The sequence below is a fragment of the Sphingomonas sp. 37zxx genome, assembly GCF_000786205.1.
Lineage (GTDB): Bacteria > Pseudomonadota > Alphaproteobacteria > Sphingomonadales > Sphingomonadaceae > Sphingomonas.
In genome coordinates this window covers 15,839-34,851 of record NZ_JROH01000017.1, presented here as the reverse complement: position 1 = coordinate 34,851, position 19,013 = coordinate 15,839, and the positions used below count along the sequence as shown (strand labels likewise).

Here is a 19,013-nt window from a genome sequence, read left to right as displayed (position 1 = left end):
CCCGATACGCCCCGGCGGCCCGTCCCTGCGCTTGCGCAAACTCCCCGACAGTGGCGGCTTTACAAAGAAAGGTAGACAGGTTAGGCGACAGGCAAAGTTGGATCATATGCCTCTGTCCGAGGCATGATTAGGAGGGATTGTTTTCCATGGCACCCAGCGCGCCTGAGCGTTCCCGCTATCTCGATATCTACACCCGCATGACGCGGATACACCGGTCTGACGAGCGGTTTCGCCGCATGCTGCTGGGCGGCCAGCTTGCCATCGCCTATTATTCGCCGCGCGGTCAGGAATTGCTCTCCGCCGCGCTGATGGCGGCGGTGCGCCAGGACGATTATCTCGTCACCACCTATCGCGGGATCCACGATCAGCTTGCCAAGGGGATTCCGGTGCGGGATCTCTGGGCCGAATTTGCGGGCAAGGCGACGGGCACCTGCAAGGGCAAGGGCGGTCCGATGCACATCACCCATCCCGAAACCGGCGTGATGGTGACGACGGGCATCGTCGGTTCGGGGCTGCCGATCGCCAACGGGCTGGCCTGGGCGTCGATGCTGAAGGGCGAAGACCGGGTGACAGTGTGCTGTTTCGGCGACGGGGCAACCAATATCGGTGCATTTCACGAGGCGCTGAACATGGCATCGGTGTGGAAATTGCCGGTGGTTTTCGTGTGCCAGAACAACCGCTATGCCGAAAAGACCAAGTTCGCGGACGGCACCGCGTGCGCCACGATTTCGGACCGCGCGATCGGCTATGGTCTGGAGGCGATCCGGATCGACGGCAACGACGCCGATGCGATGTACGATGCCGCCGCCCGCGCAGTGGCCAAGGCCCGCGCCGGCGATGGGCCGAGCCTGATCGAGGCGATGACGTTTCGTTTCATGGGGCATTCGTTCGGCGATCCCGGCGAATATATTCCCAAGGAGGAATATGCCGCCTTCCTGGCGATCGATCCGGTCCCGGCCTATCGCCAGAAGCTGCTCGACCTGCAGATCGGCGAGCAGGAACTGGGGGCCATTGACGCGCAGATCCTGGCCGAGCTGGAAGACGCCGTCACCTATGCGCTGGAAAGCCCCTATGCGGGCGAGGACGAGATCCTGAAGGATGTCCTCGACGTGGAGATTACCCCCGCCATCAGCGGTGAGACGCCATTCCAGATCGAGGAAGTCGCATGAGCACGGGTACAACGACCGAAGCGCCCAAGATGATCAGCACGCTCCAGGCCGTGAACCAGGCGCTGGACGAGGCGATGGCCAATGACGAGCGCGTCATCGTGTTCGGCGAGGACGTGGCCGATCCGCAGGGCGGGGGCGTGTTCAAGACGAGCAAGGGCCTGTCGACGAAATATGGCGACCATCGCGTGCGCTCCACGCCGATCGCCGAACAGGCGATCGTCGGCGCCGCCGTGGGCGCGGCGCTGGCTGGAATGCGGCCCGTGGCCGAGATCATGTTGATGAACTTCATCACCGTCGCGATGGACCAGCTTGTCAACCATGCGGCAAAGCTGCGGTTCATGTCCGGCGGCCAATCCAGCGTCCCGCTGACGATCCGTACCATCGCGGGCGCCGGGCGCGGCAATGGTGGCCAGCATTCGGACATGCTGGAAGCATGGCTGGCGCATGTGCCGGGGTTGAAGGTGGTCACCGCCTCCAATCCGGCGGACGCCAAGGGCCTGTTGCTGTCGTGCATCGAGGATGACAATCCGTGCATCTTCATCGAACATATCATGGGATTCCAGCAGAAGGGCGTGGCACCGCCCCCCGGCCACCGCGTCCCGCTGGGCAAGGCGGCGATCGCGCGCGAGGGGCATGACATCACCGTGGTCAGCTATGGCAAGGCCGTGAACGACGTGCTGGCGGTTGCCGCCGCGCTGGACCCGGCAATATCGGTGGAAGTCATCGATTTGCGGACGATCGCGCCGTTCGACGAACAGGCGATCCTGGAATCGGTCGGCAAGACCGGGCGCTGCCTGATCGTGCATGAAGCGATCAAGGCATTCGGCGTCGGCGCCGAAATCGCCGCGCGGGTGCAGGAAAAACTATGGGGCCGGCTCAAGGCGCCGGTCGGCCGGGTCGGGTCCAAATATGCGGCGGTGCCGTTTGCCCCCCCGCTCGAAAAGGCGTTTCTGTACAGCCAGCTTGAAATTCAGGGCGCGATTCAGCGCCTGATGGCCGCATAATCAGGGGATCTATCGATGAGTACCGAAATTCGCGTCCCGAAGCTGGGCATGAGCATGACCGAGGGGGTATTGGTTGAATGGCTGGTGGCCGATGGCGCCAGCGTCGAGATCGGCACTCCGATCTATTCGCTGGAGACCGACAAATCGGTTCAGGAAATAGAATCGTCCGCAGCTGGCACGCTCAAGATCGTCGGCGAGGTGGGCGAAACCTATGAACCCGGCGCGCTGATCGGATCGATCGACTGACCGGCGCGGCAGGGCCGGACCGATCCATGTTGGAACATTATTCGACGCTGAAACTGGAACGCCGGGGTCTGGCGCTGTGGGTGTGCATCGACAATCCGCCGGTCAACGCTGCAACCCCGGCGATGAAGGCGGAACTGAACCGCCTGTTCCGCGATCTTTCCAACGATTCGGAAACGCGCTGCGTCGTGTTCACCGGGGCGGGCACCAGCTTCTCAGCGGGCGGCGATATTCAGCGCATGGCGCGGATGATCGAGAATCGCGCCTTGTGGATGGAAAGCATGGCGGAGGCGCGGCAACTCGTCACCGACATGCTGGACTGCGACAAGCCGATCATCGCCCGGATCAACGGCCCGGCGCTTGGCCTGGGCGCCACCATCGCGCTGTGTTGCGATATCACCGTGATGGCCGAAAGCGCCCGGATCGGCGACACCCATGTCCGCATGGGACTGGCGGCGGGGGATGGCGGGGCGCTGCTATGGCCTCCGCTGGTCGGCATCGTCGCAGCGCGGCGCTATCTGCTGACCGGCGATTTGCTGAACGGGCGCGAAGCGGCGGATATCGGGCTGGTGACGGTGGCGGTGCCCGATGCGCTGCTCGATGACGAGGTGCAACGCTGGGTGGACAAGCTGGGCTCTGGCGCGACCCAGGCGATCGGCGCGACGAAGCGGGCGTTGAACATGCGGCTGCGGCAGGAAGCGGCGGCGTATATGGACGCGCATCTGGGGCTGGAGACATTGTCGCAGCTCAGCCAGGATCATGAAGAGGGCGTTCGCGCCTTCCTCGAAAAGCGCAAGCCGGACTTTACGGGGCGCTGATCGGTGCCGGGCAAGGCGGTGGCAGGCGCATGGCGCTGACCCTATTTTTCCGTGATCCCGATGGCAGTGTCCGGGAAGTGCGGGCACATGCGGGGCAGAGCCTGATGATGGCGGCGCTGAATGCGGGGATTCGCCGGATCGAAGCGCAATGCGGCGGGGCGATGGCGTGCGGCACCTGTGCGGTGCGGATCGGCGCAGCCTGGCGCGCGCAGGTCGGCGAACCCTTGTTCCTGGAAGAGGCGATGCTCGAACTCACCGGCAAGCAGGCGGCAGGCACCCGGCTTTCGTGCCAGGTCCAGCTTAGCGCGGCGCTGGACGGACTGGAAGTGGACCTGCCGGAATCGCAGTGATGCGCCGGGTACATCCTATATTACTACGTAGACTTGGTTGTGCGGGCGCTCTAGGATCGGGCCAGCACAGGCTGGCCCGATCACGATGGCCGCCATGAAGGTGAGGACGCAAGGACCATGGACGCACAGACCAGCACGTTCCCCGAGACCATCGCCATGCGGATCGGCGAAGACCAGGTCGTGACCGATCGCACATCGCCGGTGCGCGATCCGGCGACCGGCGAGACGATCGCCACGGCGGCCTATGGCGGTGCCGAAGAGGTGGAGCGCGCCGTCGCCGCCGCGCGCGCAAGCTTTGATAGCCGGGTGTGGCGCGGCAGAACGGCGGACGAAAAGTCGCGCATCCTGTGGCGGGTGGCCGAACTGATCGACGCGAACGCCGCCGAATTTGCCGAGATCGAACGCCGCACGCTGGGCGCGAACCGCATGTTCTGTGCCTATCAGGCGAGCAATGCCGCCGAGTGTTTCCGCTATCACGCAGGCTGGATTTCGAAGATCCATGGCCGCACGTCGGACGTGGCCAATCCCGGTGCCAATTTCGCCTTTACCCGCCGGGAGCCGGTGGGCGTGGTGGGGCTTATCACGCCCTGGAATTTCGGGCTGATGGCCGCCGCGTGGAAGATCGCGCCCGCACTTGCCGCCGGCTGTTCGGCGGTGGTGAAGCCGGCGCTGGAAACCCCGCTGTCCACGGTGCGGCTGGGTGCATTGCTGGCGGAGGCCGGGGTTCCGGCGGGCGTCGTCAATATCGTGCTGGGCGGTGCAGAGGCGGGGGCGGCGATTGCCGGGCACCGGCTGGTGCGCAAAGTATCGTTCACCGGCTCCGGCGCGACGGCGAAGCACATCATCGCGGCGGCAGCATCCAATCTGAAGCGCCTCACGCTCGAACTGGGGGGCAAATCGCCCTATGTCATCTGTGAGGATGCCGATCTGGCACGCGCGATCCCCGCCGCCGCATCGGTGATGTTCGTCAACAGCGGCCAGGCCTGCGTCGCCGGATCGCGGCTGTTCGTGCATCGTTCGATCTATGACCGGGTGATCGAGGGTATCGAGCAGGTGATCGCCAACATCAAGATCGGCGAAACGAGCGATCCGTCGGTAATGATGGGGCCGCTGATCTCGCAGGCGCAGCGCGCGCGCGTCACCGAACTGGTCGATAGCGGCGTGGCGGAGGGTGCGCGGCTGGTGTTTGGCGGCGCGCCGCTGGATCGGCCCGGCTTCTTCTTCGCGCCGACGCTGTTCACCGATGTCACGCCCTCCATGCGGGTGATGCGCGAGGAGATTTTCGGGCCGGTCGTCTGCGCCACGCCCTATGACGATCTGGACGCATTGATGCCCGAACTGAACGATACCGAATATGGCCTTGCCGCCTATGTCTGGACCCGCGACCTGACGCGCGCGCACCGTTTTGCCGCCAATGTGGAAGCGGGCACCGTGCTGGTGAATGGCGGGCGGGCCGATTTCAGCGTGCCGTTCGGCGGGTTCAAACAATCCGGCTGGGGCCAGGAACATGGCCAGGAAGGCATTGACAGCTATCTGGAGACCAAGACGGTCGCACTGGGGCTGGCCGGCTGAACGGGCGAGGTGCCGGGCCTCCCCCCGGCGTCAGGCCGGGAGGATCGCCATGCGCCAGTCAGGATTTTCCACCAGCGCGCGAAGGGCGAATGCGCGTGCGGCGCGGACGTGGCGAAGCGAGGCGGCGGTTGCGCGGCGGACCGATCGTGCTTCGATGGCCGTGATCAGTTCTTCGATTTCCTGCCGTGCGGCAACATGGCGCGCTGCGGACCGGCCCGCAAAGGATCGCAGCAGGATGATACGGGAATAGAGCGGCTCGGCGACTTTCAGCATCACCGGATTGCCGCATCGGCTGAAGAACACGGTATCGAACCGGCTGAGAATGGTGCCAACGCGCGGTTTGCCTTCCAGATCCTCGTCGAACGCGGCGCGCAGCGCGGCCACGGCATCGTCGGTGGCGCGTTCGCACAACAGCCGGGCGACGGCAGGTTCCAGGATCGAGCGGATTTCATAGATATGCTCGGCCTCTTCCAGCGTGGGCATGGCGACGCGGACGCCCCGGCTGGACGAGTTTTCGAGCAGCCGTTCGGCCTGCAGCACCCGAACCGCTTCGCGCACCGAGGTTCGGCTCACGCCGACCAGTTCGATGAGGAAATGTTCGGTTAGGCGCTGGCCCGGCTTGAGCGTGCCGTCCAGGATCGCGCTGCGCAGCGCGTGCGCCACCTGGTCCCGTAACAGTGGCCCACCCTCGCCATCGGGCATGTTCAGCGCTTGGGCATTCTCGTTCGACAGCGTCCACTCTCCCAATATCCCGTCCCTGCATCGGGCAGTATTTCGATAGATGCCCGGTTCGTCGGGACAGAAATAGTGCCCCGTCACTCCACCGACCAGACCGGCGCCGATGCCCCCGCCGCCTCATAGGGGCGTTCCCAGAACAAGGGACAGCCCTGGATCGCCACCGGCTGCGCAAGCTGGCGCACCGCGCCTCTCGGGCTGGCGCGGATCAGCGGATCATAGGGGCCGTCCAGCGGCAGCGTGATCGGCGCCTGCGCGGCGACGAAGCCGGTGTCGATCAAGATCTGCGCGGTCTTTGCCAGCGACAAATGCGCGATCGAGCCGCGCCCGGTTTGCACCCGGTGCGTAAGCCCGCGCAGGGCGGCGGCGGCAAGCTGATATGCCGTGCCGAAATCAATCGCTTCCACCGGCAGATGGCGCGGGCGGCTGGCGTCCATCGCATGGCCCAGCACCATCAGCGGAAGGCGGTGTTGCGGATCTTCGAGCGCCCAGGCGCTGGTGGCATCGCAAATGCCCGTGCTGAACTGGACCAGCGTATCGAAGCCGCGCCGATCGCGCCACGGGCCGGTCCAGCCATAGGCGTTCAGCCGCACCTCGACCAGATCGGGGCGCGCTTCGTCTAGCATCGCGCGATGGATGCCCAGCGCCTCCAGGCTGCCGGGGCGATAGCCATGGACGAGGACATCCGCCTTTGCCACCAGTTCCAGAAAGCGGTCCCGCCCGCCGGGTGCGCGAAGATCGAGAAACGCCCAGCGCTTGCCGAGCATCAGGTCGCTGCCTTGGCCCATCATGCCGCTGCTTTCGTCCGAACCCGGCACATCGAGGCGCAGCACTTCGGCGCCGCAGCTTGCGAGGAAGCGGGTTGCGATTGGCCCGGCGATGACGCGCGTCATGTCGAGCACGCGGATACCCGCAAGCGGCCGCGCAGGATCGGGTGACCAGCCGCGTTCGGGGGATGCCAGCGGAGCGCGTTCGTCAAAGTGCCGGATCGGCTCTTGCGCCACTGCCTGCCCCTGGGGATGGGCGCGCCATTCGGCGATGCTGCGATTGGCGGCGACGGCGGCGCCCGCCGCGATCAACTGCGCCTCCACTGCGTCCGCCGTGCCGCCACGAATCACTTCGGCAAAGGCCTCTGGCGTCGGCGCCACGCCCAGCGCTTCGGCAACGCGGCGGCGCAGCGTGGGAAACGTCGCCTGAAGGCGCAGCCAGCGCCCGTCCGCAGTGGCGAATTCGGTCATCCACGGCGTGGCGTGCACTGTTTTTGGCGGCCCGGCGACCCGTTCGGATGGCCCCACCGGCAAGCGGAACCAGCCGCTCGCCATCGTGCGATCGACGGTGAGCGGGGGCGCGGGCGCGCCCGTGGTCGCGATCAGTTCGCTGACCGCCAGCCCCGCCGCGCCGATGCTCGCGGCGGCCAGATCGGTTACGGCAAAGGGGGAGGGGAGTGCCCGATCACCGGTGATCGTGACCCGCGCGAGATCGCCATCGGCGCCGCCCAGCCCGCGCCACAGCGTAGCGAGCATCGCCTGCGCCCCCGCCACCATATCAGGATTTCCGACCGAAGCTCTGCCGCACCGCGCCGTTGTTGATCCATACCGATTTGGTTTCGGTATAGGGATCGAGCGCATCCGGCCCCAGCTCACGACCCAGGCCGCTTTCCTTGAAGCCGCCGAACGGCATCGTATAATGCGCGACGCGATAGGCGTTGATCCACACCGTCCCGGCGCGCAGCCGCTTCACCATGCGGTGTGCGCGGCCCACATTCTGGGTCCATGCCGCCGCCGCCAGCCCCAGGCTGATATCGTTGGCGATCCGCACCGCATCGTCTTCATCCTCGAACCGGATCACGCTACATACCGGCCCGAAAATCTCTTCCTGTGCCAGCCTGCTCCTGGGGGCGACGCCGGTGAAGATCGTGGGCGGCACGAAAAGCCCGGTATCGGGCAGCGCGTCGGCCAGTTCGGGGTTGGCCAGGGTCGCGCCCTCGGCCTTGCCGATTGCGATATACTCCTGAACCTTGGCATATTGGTTGCGGCACGCGACCGGCCCCATATCGGTATCGGCCGCCAGCGGATCGCCCAGTTTCAGCTTCGCTGCTGCCGCGCAGAGCCGTTCGACAAAGGCGTCATGGATGCTCGCCTCCACCAATACGCGCGATCCCGCCATGCAGGATTGGCCGGTGGCGGCGAAGATCCCGGCCATCACGCCGTGAATCGCATCGTCCAGATCGGCATCGGCGAACACGATGTTGGGCGATTTGCCGCCGAGTTCGAGCGTCGTGCGCCCGACGCGATGGACCGATGCCGCCATCATCGCCTTGCCCCCGCCGGTCGATCCGGTGAAGGCGATCTTGTCCACGCCGGGATGGTTGGCCAGCGCCGCCCCGGTCGGCTGGCCATGGCCGGTGACGACATTCACCACGCCGCGCGGAAAGCCCACCTCCTGGCACAGTTCGGCCAGGCGCAGCGTCGATGCTGACGTGACTTCGGACGGCTTGATGACAATCGTGCACCCCGCCGCCAGCGCCGGGAACAGCTTCCACGACAATAGCCCCAGCGGGGTGTTCCACGGCAGAATCGCCGCGACCACGCCCAGCGCTTCCTTCACGGTATAGCTGGTGAAACCGGGCAGCGCCTCGACCGAATGGCCCATGGCGTTTTCCGCAAGCCCCGCGACATAGCGGGCATGGGGCACCATCGCCCGTGCCCCGCCGAACATCTCCGACATCAGCTTGCCGTTTTCATGCACCTGCATCCGCGCGAGTTCGTCGCAATGCGCCTCGATGCGATCGGCGAGCTTGCGCAGCAGCGCGGCGCGCTCTTGCGGGGTGCGTTGCGGCCAGCCATCCTGATCGAAGGCGCGGCGCGCGGCGGCGACGGCGCGATCGACATCTTCGGCAGAGGCGGCGGGAATCTGTGCCCATTCGTGCAGATCGAACGGATCGACGCATCGCAGCGTTTCGCCGGTGCTGCTGCCAGTCCATTCGCCGTCGATCAGCATCTGATAATCGCGATCGAACGCGGCGGGCACACGGTTCGCCATGGATGCCATCTCCGAAATTTCCTCTTCTGACGATACTGCGCCGGGGGCACGGGCGTCCGCGTTCATGCGTCGGGCACGTGCAGGATCAGCCCGTCCAGCGCGGGATCGAGCACGATCTGGCAGCACAGGCGGCTCGTCGCGCTGGGCTCTGCCGCCGTGACGTCGAACATGTCGGTTTCGGTGTGGGTCGGCGCCTCCAGGCGTGGATACCAGGCGTCATCGACGATGACGTGGCAGGTGGCACAGCTCAACTGTCCGCCGCATTGCCCTTCGATGCCCGGAATATCATTCTCAAGCGCAGCCTGCATCACCGACTGGCCAGCCTGGCCCTCCACTTCGGTACGCTGCCCGCCGGCATCGACAAACACGATCCTTACCATCCACTTTCCTTCCGCTTTCGCGTGATCTTCATTGCGGCACCTGGGCCGGCATGGGCATTGCGTCGTCCGTGCCACCCGGCCCGACATCCTCGCCCAGTTCGGGCGGGGGAGCGGGGACGGACGGGGCATAGCGATGGAGGATCAGGGGAAAGCCCTTGATCCAGTCGGTATCGACCAATGCCAGGCGGCGGTCCCGATAGCGGGGGTCGCGTGCCCGATCCGCCGCAGTGCGGACCGGCATGGCGGGCACCCCGGCTTCGTTCAGCAGCGCAACCGCCGCATCGCGCCCGTGCCGCTGCGCCCATGCTGCGATCACCGCGTCGCTCGCATCGGCATTGTCGTGCCACCATTGCCCCGTCGCATCCTGGGGCAGACCGCCGATCAGCCGGGCCAGCGCCGCGCGCTCCGCGTCCGTCGTGCAGACCAGCGCCAGCCAGCCGTCGCCATCGGTGCGATAGCTGTTATGCGGCGCGCCCCATGGCCTGCGGTTTCCGGTGCGCTGCGGCACGGCACCGGTGAAGGCAAATTCAGCCATCACATCGGCCAGCGTCCAGGTGACGAGTTCGCGTTGCGACACATCCAGGTGCAGGCCGCGCGCGCCGATCACCAGCGAATGGGCGATCAGCGCGGCGCCCGCCATGGATACGACCTGATCGGGATAGTTCACCGCGCCCGACGACCAGATCGGATCGCCCCCGGCATAGCCGGTCATCGAGCCAAGCCCGGTGAGCATGTCGAGCGTCGAGCCATAAGAGCTATAGCGGGCCTCCGGCCCTTCCTGGCCCTGGCTGGAAAGCGAGAGGTAGATCAGCTCCGCATTCTCTGCCTTCAGCGTCGGAAAGTCGATCCCTAGCCGCGCGGTCACGCCCACCCGGAAATTTTCCAGCACGATATCGGCGCTGCGGCATTTCCGCCGGACCAGGGCGCGGCCATGCGGCGTCTTCATGTCGGCAAACAGCCCGCGCTTGCCCGAATTATTCGATGCGAACAGCGGCGATACCCGAGGCTGCTCTGCCTGCGGCTCTTCGACCGGATTTTGCCATTTGCGGAAAGGATCGGGGCGATCGTGCGATTCGACCTTGAGCACATCGGCGCCGTAATCGGCCAGCAGCCGCCCGGTGCCCGCACCCGCCGTGATGACGCCGAAATCGATCACCGACACCCCGGCAAGCGGGGCGACATCGGCGCGGGTGATGGGGAAATCCGGGCGCAGCGGCCATTGCGCCAGCGCGGAAAGATCGGGCTGGGGCAGCACCGGCTGGGCCTGATCGAGCCCCGGCATCGGCAGCGGCAGCGCGACGATCGGCGCATCCTTGCGTCGCGCGGCGGGCGGCAGGACGAAGCCCCGGCTCTGGAACTGCGGATCGGCGAGCAGATCGGCAACCGTCGCGGCATAGCCAAAGGGCAGCCCCAGCGCTTGTGCCGACAGATAGAGTTCATGGGCGGTGCGCGCCGCAAAGACATCGCCCATCACCGCCCAGGCGCGATCGACATGCTTCAGCCGCTGCACCGGATCGGCCAGTTCGGGGACGCGCATTCGCGGATCATCGACCAGTTCGACAAGCTGGTGCCATTGATCGGGCGTGAACACCACCGCGACGAATCCGTCGGCGGCCTTCACGATCCGCCACCACCCGCTATGCGCGCCGGTGCGGTTCGGGGCCTTGCCCGAATGGAAGACCATGACGTCGCTCTTCCAGTCCATATAAGCGGCGACGTCGCTTTGGCTCACTTCCACCAGATCGCCGCCCGCGCCCTTGTCGCGTCGCAGCACGGCAAGCATCGCTCCGAAGAATGCGGTCCAGGCCGTGGCATAGGCGGATTGCTCGCCGCCCAGCATCAAGGGCGCCCGATCGGGTTCGCCGATCATCGTCATGAAGCCGCTATGCGCTTCGGCGAGCAGGCTGTGATTGGGCATCCCGGCGCATGCGCCCGAAAGCCCGAACGCCGTGACAGATACGGTTATCAGCCCCGACGATCGCGCGGCAAGGATGGCTGCATCGGGGAAACCCGCCTGGCCCGCAGGCGCATCGAGCAGCAGGATATCGGCGCGTTGTGCGACATGTTCCAGCAACGCCTGGGGGATCGACGGCCCGGCGGGCAAGCACCGCTTGCCGCCGTTCAGTGCCGCGCGGGTGAACGGGCGATCCGTGGTGCCCGCCACGGCATCGGTTTCCAGCCGGATCACATCATGGCCCAGCGCCGCGAAAATGCGCCCACAGGCCATCCCCGCCGTCGTCGTCGTGATCTCGGCGATGCGTAGGCGACGCCGAGCCTGGGTCATGCGGTGCCCTGACCCGGATTGCGCTGCCCTTGGGCAAAGGCGGCGCGCCCGGCATCCGCGTCTGCCTTGCGCGCGCGGATACGGTCTGTCGTCGCCGCGCCCAGCGCAATCGCGGCGGACCATTCGGACGCTTCCGACGGCACCTTCCAGAGCAGTTCCTTGCTGACTTCCAGCCCGACATCGCTGAAGGCGGCGATGCGCTCGGCCAGGGCGTCCGCCTCGGCATCCAGTTGGTCGAGCGGAACCGATTTGTTGACCAGGCCCCATTGCTCCGCCGTCTTGCCGTCGATCCGGTCGGAGGTGAGGACGAGCCAGGCGGCGCGCTTCTGGTTGATCCGCAACTGGGTGGAAGGGCCAGCAAAGGCCGGATACATGCCGAAACCGATTTCGGGCAGGCCGAACGACGCTTCGTCGGCGGCAATCGCCAGATCGGCGGTGTTGACCAGGGTAAGACCGCCGCCCAGCGCGAAACCGCCGACGGCGGCAATCACGATCGCCGGGTGGCGCCGCAACTCCTCCTGCACTTCGCCCCATTCGCTGCGGCGGTCCAGTTCGGCATCGCCGGTGCTGACCGGTCCCTCCTTGATATCCACCCCGGCGCAGAAGGACGGGCCGCTGCCCTTCAACACCACCACCCGCGATGTGCCCCGGCACGCATCCAGCGCGCGGATGATGCCGACGCGCGCGGCGCGGTTCATCGCGTTGCGCTGTTTCGGCCGGTTGAAGGTGATGGTGGTGACGCCGTTGGTGCCATGCGAAACGAGCACGGCGTCCTGATCGATGCTATCCATGGTCAGCCCACCACCTTGAATTTCGGAATCGAGCGTTCGTCGTCGATCTTGTCGAAAACGACTTCGAGCTTTGCGCCGCACTGGAGTTCCGCCGGGGGATCGATGATCGTCGACATCATGAACGGCCCTTCCTCCAGCTCGACATAGGCGACCAGATACGGCGTCTCGTCGGCAAAGGCGGGGAAGTAGTTCTGGTGCATCACCACCCACGACCATAATGTGCCCCGGCCACTGACCTTGCGCCATTCGAGCGGGCCATCCAGCGATACGCGATCGACCGGATAATCGGGATATTGCGCCACGCCCGACGGGCCATATTGCAGGCGAAGCTCGCCGTGCGCCGCGCCCTCCCAAAAGCCGCGATTACCCTCGGTGATCGCCGGCAGCATGGCGAGATATTTGTCGATAACCATGCGCTTATTCTCCCACCAGGATGTGCGAGGTGATGATCGGCGACGCGCACATATATTGGACGGCATCGCACGTCTTGAGCTGGCGCGCGCCCGCCTCGCCGCGGATCTGGCGGACCGCCTCGATATGATGGCCCCAGCCCTGCATATAGCTTTCGGCGGTGTGGCCCCCGGCGGTGTTGACCGGCATCTCGCCTTCGCGGCCGATGCGATCCAGCGTCGCCCATTGCCATCCCTCGCCCTGGGGCGCGTAGTTGAAACCTTCGAGGCTGAACACGACGGTGGGCGTGAAATTATCGTAGACCTGCGCCGAATCCATGTCGCTCGGCCTCAGTCCGGTCTGCTGGTACAGATCGTCGGCGACGCGCTGGCAGCCTTCGTAGAAAAAGTCGTTGCGCGTATAATAATTATTGGCGGTGGCGATGCAGGATTTTGCCGCGACGCGCACCGGGCGCTTCTGAAGATCCTTGGCGCGATCCATCGAGGTGAGGATGATTGCGCAGCCACCGTCATTGATGATGCAATAATCATAAAGCCGCAGCGGATCGGCGATGTAGCGGCTGCTGAGATATTGTTCCTCGGTGATCTCTTCGCGCATCACCGCCACCGGGTTCAGCACGGCATTGCGGCGATTGTTGATCGCGATCGCCGCCAGTGCATTGTCCGGCGCGCCATAGAGGTGCTGATAGCGGCGGTGCATCAGCGCCAGATAGGCACCGGGCGACGTCATGCCGTATATCGCGTCATGCGCCATGGTGGGCGTGCCGGAGCCGCCGCCATATTTCATCTGCACCGATCGGCCATTATTGCCATAGACGCATGCGACGACATCGGCCTGGCCGGTTTCGATCAGCGTCACGGCGGTCTGGAACGATACCCCGCTCATCCGGCCAGAGCCTTCCAGCCCGTTGATATAGCGCAGTGATGTCAGCCCCGCCGCATTGGCGGTATGTTCATAGGCGATGCGCGACGTGATAAGGCCGTCAATCTCGCTCTTGTCGATGCCTGCGTCCTCGATCGCCATCTTCAGCGCTTCGAGGCCCAATGCGGTTTCGTTGCGTCGGGCGTCGCGATTCGCGTACAGCGCGCCGAAATCGGTTTGGCCGACGCCGACTACGGCTACCTGTCTCTTTCCGGACATGTCGTTCTCCATGGTGTTGCGGGGGCCTGGCGGAACCAGGCCGTCATTCGGGCGCCACGCCGACGGGCAGGGCGCGCGTGATCTCGGCTTTCAGATGCTCCAGCCGGGCCAGCGCGAATGCGCGGCTGGCGGGATGGGTGACGATGATCTCGGCACCGGCGAGCAGCCCGTCAAAGGCGGCACGGGCGACATCGCCCGGCTCCTGACCAAAGGGCTCGATCGCCGCAGCCATCGCCTCGCTTGCGCCCATGTAACCCCGGATCATCGGCGTCAGAACCCAACTGGGCGCAAGCAGCGACACGGCGACGCCGTCCCCGCCCAGATCGCGCCGGGCGGTTTCGGCCAGACCGAGTTGGGCGAATTTGGTGACGGTATAGATGCTGAGCGGGCCGACATGCGGCGGCACTCCCAGGGAATGTTCCGAACCGACGATCATCAGCGCGGCGGGGCCGCCCGCGCCTGCCGCCGCGCGCAAGGCGGGAGCGGCGGCGTGGACAACATGGACATAGCCGAGCAAATTGACGTCGATCACCGCGCGGGCCTGCGCCGGGTCCACCGTATCGAGCCCCCCGGATGCGCCGATTCCGGCGTTGTTGCAGACGATATTGATGCCCCCAAATGCCGCCAGCGCCGCAGCGATCGCGGCCGCAACGGAAGCATAATCGGTCACATCGGCGGCAATGCCGTCAGCAACATGCCCCGCCGCGCGCAGCCGCTGGACCACGGGAGCAGGATCGGTGCGATCGATGAGGAACAGCCGCGCGCCGCGCCGCGCCGCCTCTTCAGCCAGAGCCAGGCCAACACCCGATGCGCCGCCGGTGACAAGGACGACGGCACCGTCCAGCGATGCACTACCGCTCATGGTCGCGGCGCCGAAAAAACGGGTCCGGGCATCGGTTCTCTCTCCCTCACGGCGGCGTATCCCCGCACTATTGTATGATAGTAAACTATGTTCTGTATGACGAACTTGTCAAGCGCAGATCGCCATGAAGCCGGGATCGCGCGCCCGCTTATTCGCCGATGAACACCGGCTGGGATTTCGTCGCAAAGGCCTGCATCCCGATCCGGTTGTCTTTCGAGCGAAAGGTGCGGACCAGCGCGCGCGATTCGGCCTCCAACTGCGCCTCGAATGCACGGTCGGGGCTGTCCTGGAGCAGGCGGCGCATCTCGCTGAGCGCAACGGTTGGTCCCACTGCCAGCGCGGCGGCGGTGGCCCGCGCCTGGGCGGCGAATCCGTCGGCGGGGAGCAATTCGCTCACCAATCCCCATTGCTCCATTACGGGGGCGCTCACCTTTTCGGCGCGGAGCAGCATATGGCGGGCGCGGCCCGGCCCGATGACGCGCGGCAAACCCCAAGTAAGCCCGCAATCGGGGCCGCTGCCCAGCTTGGCGAAGGGCGCCGAGAAATAGGCATCCTGCGACGCGATGACATAATCGGCCTGCAACGCCATCGCCAGGCCGATGCCCACGCACGCGCCGTTGACGCCAATGATGATGGGCCGGTCAAATCCGCGCAATTTGCGTATCAGCGGGTGATATATCCCGTCGGCGGGCAGCAGCACGGGGAGGTTGGCATTGCCTTCGCTGCCCCGCCCCGCGATGTTGACGCCCGCGCAAAAGCCGCGCCCCTCGCCGGTGAGGTAGAGCGCGCGGACGCCGTGACGGGGCTTGGCGCATTCCTGCAGCGCGCGCATCATCGACGTGGCCATCGCCGCCGTAATCGCATTCAGCCGCTGAGGATCATCGAGTGTCAGTACGGCCAGGCCGTCTTCGATTTCCAGCCTGACATTTTCGAGTTCGAGGTCCGCCATCAGCCGAAATCGGCCTGGCGCAGCATCGTCACCTGATCGCCGTCCAGCGCCGCCAAAAGCTTCAGGCCGAGCGGCGATTGTTCCAGCAATTCCGCCCGCGACATGCGGCGCCCGCGATTTTCGCCGGTGCGGATGAAGGTGGCCTCGCTGATCCCGAAGGGGCGAAGTGTGCCGTCCGCCAGTTCCAGTGCAATCGACTCGGCGGACAGGGCGCGCAGCGTGCCCACGATCGTCGCCGGATGCGCCGCCGATTGCACCCGCGTGTCGATCGACAGGCGCAGATGGCCCGACGTGTTGGGCAGGCCGACATGCGGCGTATAGGGATGCAGGACCACCACATCGCCTGCGCGATATTCGGCGCGTGCCCAATCTTCCTCTGGGATCACGCCTTGCGGGACCGGAAATCGCGGCGGCTGGCCGATATTGTGGAAAAACCCTTCGCGCGTGTGGTTCGGGGCAAGCACCAGCCCCCCCATTGCGGGTTCCATATCGACCAGAGCGATCCATAGCGGGCGATAGCCGTGGATGCCGGGGCTGTGAAAGCCGTCCTGATGGACGCCGCCCAGCTTGTTGTTGGGCTTATAGGCGCGATATTGCACCATCGGCACGGTGGTTGCCGGCTCACCCAGTATCTTTTCCAGCAGCGGCAGGACGCGCGGATCGGTGACAAGCTCGTCGACGATGCCGGCATAGGCCGGGCTTACTTCGGGCAAGGTCGGGCGATCGCCGCCGGTCCACACCGCCTGGTCGCCATCGGCGATCGCAAGCCCTTCGCGTTCCAGCGCGGCGATCATCCGCGCACGGGCGCGGCGGAGGACCTCGTCATGGATCAGGCCACGAAAATAGAGGTAACCCTCTTCCTCATAGCGGCGGTTGAGTTCGGCATGATCGTCCATCGCATCGCTGCTGTCGCGCAGGATTTTGGCGGGCATGATCGCGGCGGCGCTGAGTTCCACCGCATGTTCCATATTGATCGTCATTCACCTCTCCTGGGTGGCATCACATTCGGCCAGCGCCTGTGGCTTTCGAGACAACTATATCAAAGTTGAAGATGTTTCAATGGCCGCCTCGCCGTGCCGCTGCTCAGAGCGATTTTTGCGGCTGAATTGGTGCGGGATGAAGCGCGCATCGAATAGTAGACTAACTAGGTTGGCTGCTATAGGCTATGCCCCGATGATTGCAGGAATGAACGTCGGCGCGGCGCTGTTTGTGCGACGATTCAGGAGGTGGAGTGGAGATGCTGCGAATCCCGTTGATTTCGGTGGGCGCGCTGGACGGCACGCTGGCGGAGGACGCGCGCGGCCCCGCCGGGAAATCCGACTTTTTTCGGCTTCAGGCGCATGCCCCCACCGCCTATGCCGCGTACCGCCCCTTTGCGAAGGCGATCTTTGCCGCGCTGGAGCTCAACGAAATCGATCGCGAGCTTGTCGTGCTGCTCACCGCTGAGCTCGAAAAGGGCGCGTATGAATGGGCGCAGCATGAGAAAATCGCAGCCGCGCTGGGCGCCACCCGCGCCCAGATCGACGCGATCGCGCTGCGCGATATCGCAGCCGAGGTATTCAGCGCGCGGCAACAGGCGCTGCTCGCCTTTGCCCGGCAGGTGGTGGAGGAGGTGCGGGTGAGCGATGCCGTCTTCGCGGCGGTCGCGGGGCATTATTCGCACCGCGAGATTGTCGAGACGCTCTACACGATCGGCAATTACATGATGCTGGCCCGGATCAGTGAAGTCGCCCGCCTGCCGCTGGACGATCTGAACGGGTTGGATGTGCTGCGCGAAGCCCAGAAAGAGGCTGCCGCCGCCCGCGCGTGACGCCTGCCGTCACAATCGCGCATAATATTGGAAGAGGATTTCGGAACGATGCTTGAGACTTCAGTCGCCTCGGAGGCGGTTCGCCAGGGGCATACGATCTGCTATTCGGAACTGCTGGCGCTGGACCCCCAGCCCGCACCCGATATCCTGAAGGTCAACATGCCGGGTGCCATGCCGCTGCTGCCGATCCCGGCAGACCGCTATACCAGCCAGGCGTTTTTCGATCTGGAGGTGGAAAAGGTCTTTCGCAAGACATGGCAATTCGCCTGCCGCGAAGAGGATATTCCCACGCCGGGCGACACCCATGTCTTTGACCTGATCGATCATTCGGTGCTGATCGTGCGCCAGCAGGACGGTTCGATCCGGGCGTTCCAGAATGTCTGCCTGCACCGGGGCCGCAAGCTGATGCTTGCCAATGGCACCCGCCAGGAATTTCGCTGCCCCTATCACGGCTTTGCCTGGGAGCGCGACGGATCGTTCAAATCCTGCCCGCTGCCCTGGGATTTCCCGCAGATCGATCCCGACAATTTCGCGCTGCCCGAAATCCGGCTGGACCGCTGGGCAGGTTTTGTCTTCATCAATTTCGATGATGGCGCGCCGCCGCTTCTGGAACAGCTCGATCCCATTCCGCACCATTTCGATCGCTGGAACATGGCCGATTGCTACAAGGTGGCGCATGTCGGCAAGCTGGTGCCCGCAAACTGGAAAGCGGTTGCCGAGGCCTTTTTGGAAGCGGCGCATGTCGCCACCACCCATCCCCAGGTGGCGATGTTCACCTGCGATGCGAACACGCAATATGACCGGCTTTCGGATCATGTCGATCGAATGATGACGCCGATCGGTCTGCCGTCGCCTCAGGTCGATTTCGGCGAGCTGAGCGAGGACAAGGTGTTTCAGGCGATGGTGCGGGTGGGGTCGCGCGCGGGCATAAACCGCAGCGATGTCTCGCTGGAAGAAGGGCTGACCGCGCGCCATTATGGCGCAGAACTGTCGCGTCAGAGCCTGCTCAAGGACACCGGCTATGATTATGGCTATGCTGCCGATGCCGAGGTGTTGGATGGCATATCCTATCAATTCTTTCCGAACTTCGCGATCTGGGGCGGCATGGGCACCAAGACCAGCTATCGCTGGCGGCCCGTGGGACGGCGCACCGATCTGACGCTGATGGAAGTGATGCTGTACAAACGCCATCCAAAGGGCGGCAAGGGCGAGGGCGTTCCCCTGCGGATGCTGGGCGAGGATGAAAGCTGGGCAAGCGCCACCGAACTGGGCTTCCTGGCGGGAGTCTATGACCAGGACCAAACGAATCTGGGGCCGCTCCAGGCGGGGTTGCGCGATCTGGGCAGCAAGGCGATCCATTTTGGCCGCTACACCGAACTACGCTGTCGCCACCTGCACGAGATGATCGACCGTTATATGGAGGCGTGAGGCGGCCCGGAGCATTCTCCCACCG

The 19,013-nt window shown here is 65.2% G+C and carries 19 protein-coding genes; 8 read left to right on the top strand and 11 right to left on the bottom strand.

The genetic code is table 11. From position 1 onward, the window contains the following. The first annotated feature begins 146 nt into the window (after positions 1-146). From QU44_RS09260 to QU44_RS09235, 6 genes are all read left to right on the top strand, one after another. Positions 147-1,169: a thiamine pyrophosphate-dependent dehydrogenase E1 component subunit alpha gene (locus tag QU44_RS09260; RefSeq protein ID WP_052134557.1), complete on the top strand. Its 1,023-nt coding sequence runs from the start codon at positions 147-149 to the stop codon at positions 1,167-1,169. Continuing rightward, on the top strand, positions 1,166-2,173 hold the full coding sequence (locus QU44_RS09255; RefSeq protein ID WP_052134556.1) for an alpha-ketoacid dehydrogenase subunit beta: 1,008 nt from the start codon (positions 1,166-1,168) through the stop codon (positions 2,171-2,173). The genes QU44_RS09260 and QU44_RS09255 overlap by 4 nt, the downstream gene beginning before the upstream one ends. A gap of 15 nt (positions 2,174-2,188) precedes the next feature. Next, the gene (locus tag QU44_RS09250) at positions 2,189-2,419 is read left to right on the top strand and encodes a biotin/lipoyl-containing protein (protein ID WP_033921736.1); all 231 of its coding nucleotides are present in this window, start codon (positions 2,189-2,191) and stop codon (positions 2,417-2,419) included. 26 nt (positions 2,420-2,445) lie between these two features. Next, positions 2,446-3,234 (top strand): enoyl-CoA hydratase-related protein, encoded by a 789-nt coding sequence (locus tag QU44_RS09245; RefSeq protein ID WP_033921734.1) that lies wholly within the window; start codon positions 2,446-2,448, stop codon positions 3,232-3,234. Positions 3,235-3,263: 29 nt separating this feature from the next. Beyond that, entirely contained in the window at positions 3,264-3,584 is a 321-nt protein-coding gene (locus QU44_RS09240; protein ID WP_033921733.1) for a 2Fe-2S iron-sulfur cluster-binding protein, read from the top strand. A 117-nt stretch (positions 3,585-3,701) separates the two neighbouring features. Next, the gene (locus QU44_RS09235; protein WP_052134555.1) at positions 3,702-5,156 is read left to right on the top strand and encodes an aldehyde dehydrogenase family protein; all 1,455 of its coding nucleotides are present in this window, start codon (positions 3,702-3,704) and stop codon (positions 5,154-5,156) included. Between the two features lie 30 nt (positions 5,157-5,186). On the opposite strand, the gene QU44_RS17440 is transcribed toward QU44_RS09235, so the two are convergent. The 11 genes from QU44_RS17440 to QU44_RS09180 all read right to left on the bottom strand — a co-directional run bounded on the left by QU44_RS17440 (position 5,187) and on the right by QU44_RS09180 (position 16,730). After that, a complete protein-coding gene (locus tag QU44_RS17440; protein ID WP_052134553.1) occupies positions 5,187-5,903 on the bottom strand; it encodes a GntR family transcriptional regulator in 717 nt (238 codons plus the stop codon). Between the two features lie 68 nt (positions 5,904-5,971). Continuing rightward, on the bottom strand, positions 5,972-7,414 hold the full coding sequence (locus tag QU44_RS09225) for a CoA transferase (RefSeq protein ID WP_197054281.1): 1,443 nt from the start codon (positions 7,412-7,414) through the stop codon (positions 5,972-5,974). Positions 7,415-7,436: 22 nt separating this feature from the next. Further along, positions 7,437-8,942 carry an aldehyde dehydrogenase family protein gene (locus QU44_RS09220; RefSeq protein WP_197054280.1) on the bottom strand — a complete coding sequence of 502 codons (1,506 nt, stop codon included), beginning with the start codon at positions 8,940-8,942 and terminating at the stop codon, positions 7,437-7,439. Between the two features lie 53 nt (positions 8,943-8,995). After that, on the bottom strand, positions 8,996-9,313 hold the full coding sequence (locus QU44_RS09215) for a 2Fe-2S iron-sulfur cluster-binding protein (protein WP_033921731.1): 318 nt from the start codon (positions 9,311-9,313) through the stop codon (positions 8,996-8,998). A 28-nt stretch (positions 9,314-9,341) separates the two neighbouring features. After that, the gene (locus tag QU44_RS09210) at positions 9,342-11,597 is read right to left on the bottom strand and encodes a CaiB/BaiF CoA-transferase family protein (protein ID WP_033921729.1); all 2,256 of its coding nucleotides are present in this window, start codon (positions 11,595-11,597) and stop codon (positions 9,342-9,344) included. After that, positions 11,594-12,388: an enoyl-CoA hydratase/isomerase family protein gene (locus tag QU44_RS09205; RefSeq protein WP_052134549.1), complete on the bottom strand. Its 795-nt coding sequence runs from the start codon at positions 12,386-12,388 to the stop codon at positions 11,594-11,596. The genes QU44_RS09210 and QU44_RS09205 overlap by 4 nt, the downstream gene beginning before the upstream one ends. A gap of 2 nt (positions 12,389-12,390) precedes the next feature. Next, entirely contained in the window at positions 12,391-12,801 is a 411-nt protein-coding gene (locus QU44_RS09200; RefSeq protein WP_052134548.1) for a Zn-ribbon domain-containing OB-fold protein, read from the bottom strand. Between the two features lie 4 nt (positions 12,802-12,805). Continuing rightward, positions 12,806-13,939: a thiolase family protein gene (locus tag QU44_RS09195; RefSeq protein ID WP_033921787.1), complete on the bottom strand. Its 1,134-nt coding sequence runs from the start codon at positions 13,937-13,939 to the stop codon at positions 12,806-12,808. Positions 13,940-13,982: 43 nt separating this feature from the next. Beyond that, on the bottom strand, positions 13,983-14,801 hold the full coding sequence (locus tag QU44_RS09190; RefSeq protein ID WP_052134543.1) for an SDR family NAD(P)-dependent oxidoreductase: 819 nt from the start codon (positions 14,799-14,801) through the stop codon (positions 13,983-13,985). Between the two features lie 148 nt (positions 14,802-14,949). Further along, the gene (locus QU44_RS09185) at positions 14,950-15,750 is read right to left on the bottom strand and encodes an enoyl-CoA hydratase-related protein (protein ID WP_033921727.1); all 801 of its coding nucleotides are present in this window, start codon (positions 15,748-15,750) and stop codon (positions 14,950-14,952) included. Next, entirely contained in the window at positions 15,750-16,730 is a 981-nt protein-coding gene (locus tag QU44_RS09180; RefSeq protein WP_033921725.1) for a phytanoyl-CoA dioxygenase family protein, read from the bottom strand. Before QU44_RS09180 ends, QU44_RS09185 begins: the two co-directional genes overlap by 1 nt. A 257-nt stretch (positions 16,731-16,987) precedes the next feature. On the opposite strand from QU44_RS09180, the gene QU44_RS09175 reads away from it, so the two are divergent. Both QU44_RS09175 and QU44_RS09170 read left to right on the top strand, forming a co-directional pair. Next, a complete protein-coding gene (locus QU44_RS09175) occupies positions 16,988-17,560 on the top strand; it encodes a carboxymuconolactone decarboxylase family protein (RefSeq protein WP_052134541.1) in 573 nt (190 codons plus the stop codon). A 48-nt stretch (positions 17,561-17,608) separates the two neighbouring features. After that, a complete protein-coding gene (locus tag QU44_RS09170; protein WP_052134539.1) occupies positions 17,609-18,988 on the top strand; it encodes an aromatic ring-hydroxylating oxygenase subunit alpha in 1,380 nt (459 codons plus the stop codon). Positions 18,989-19,013: the final 25 nt, after the last annotated feature.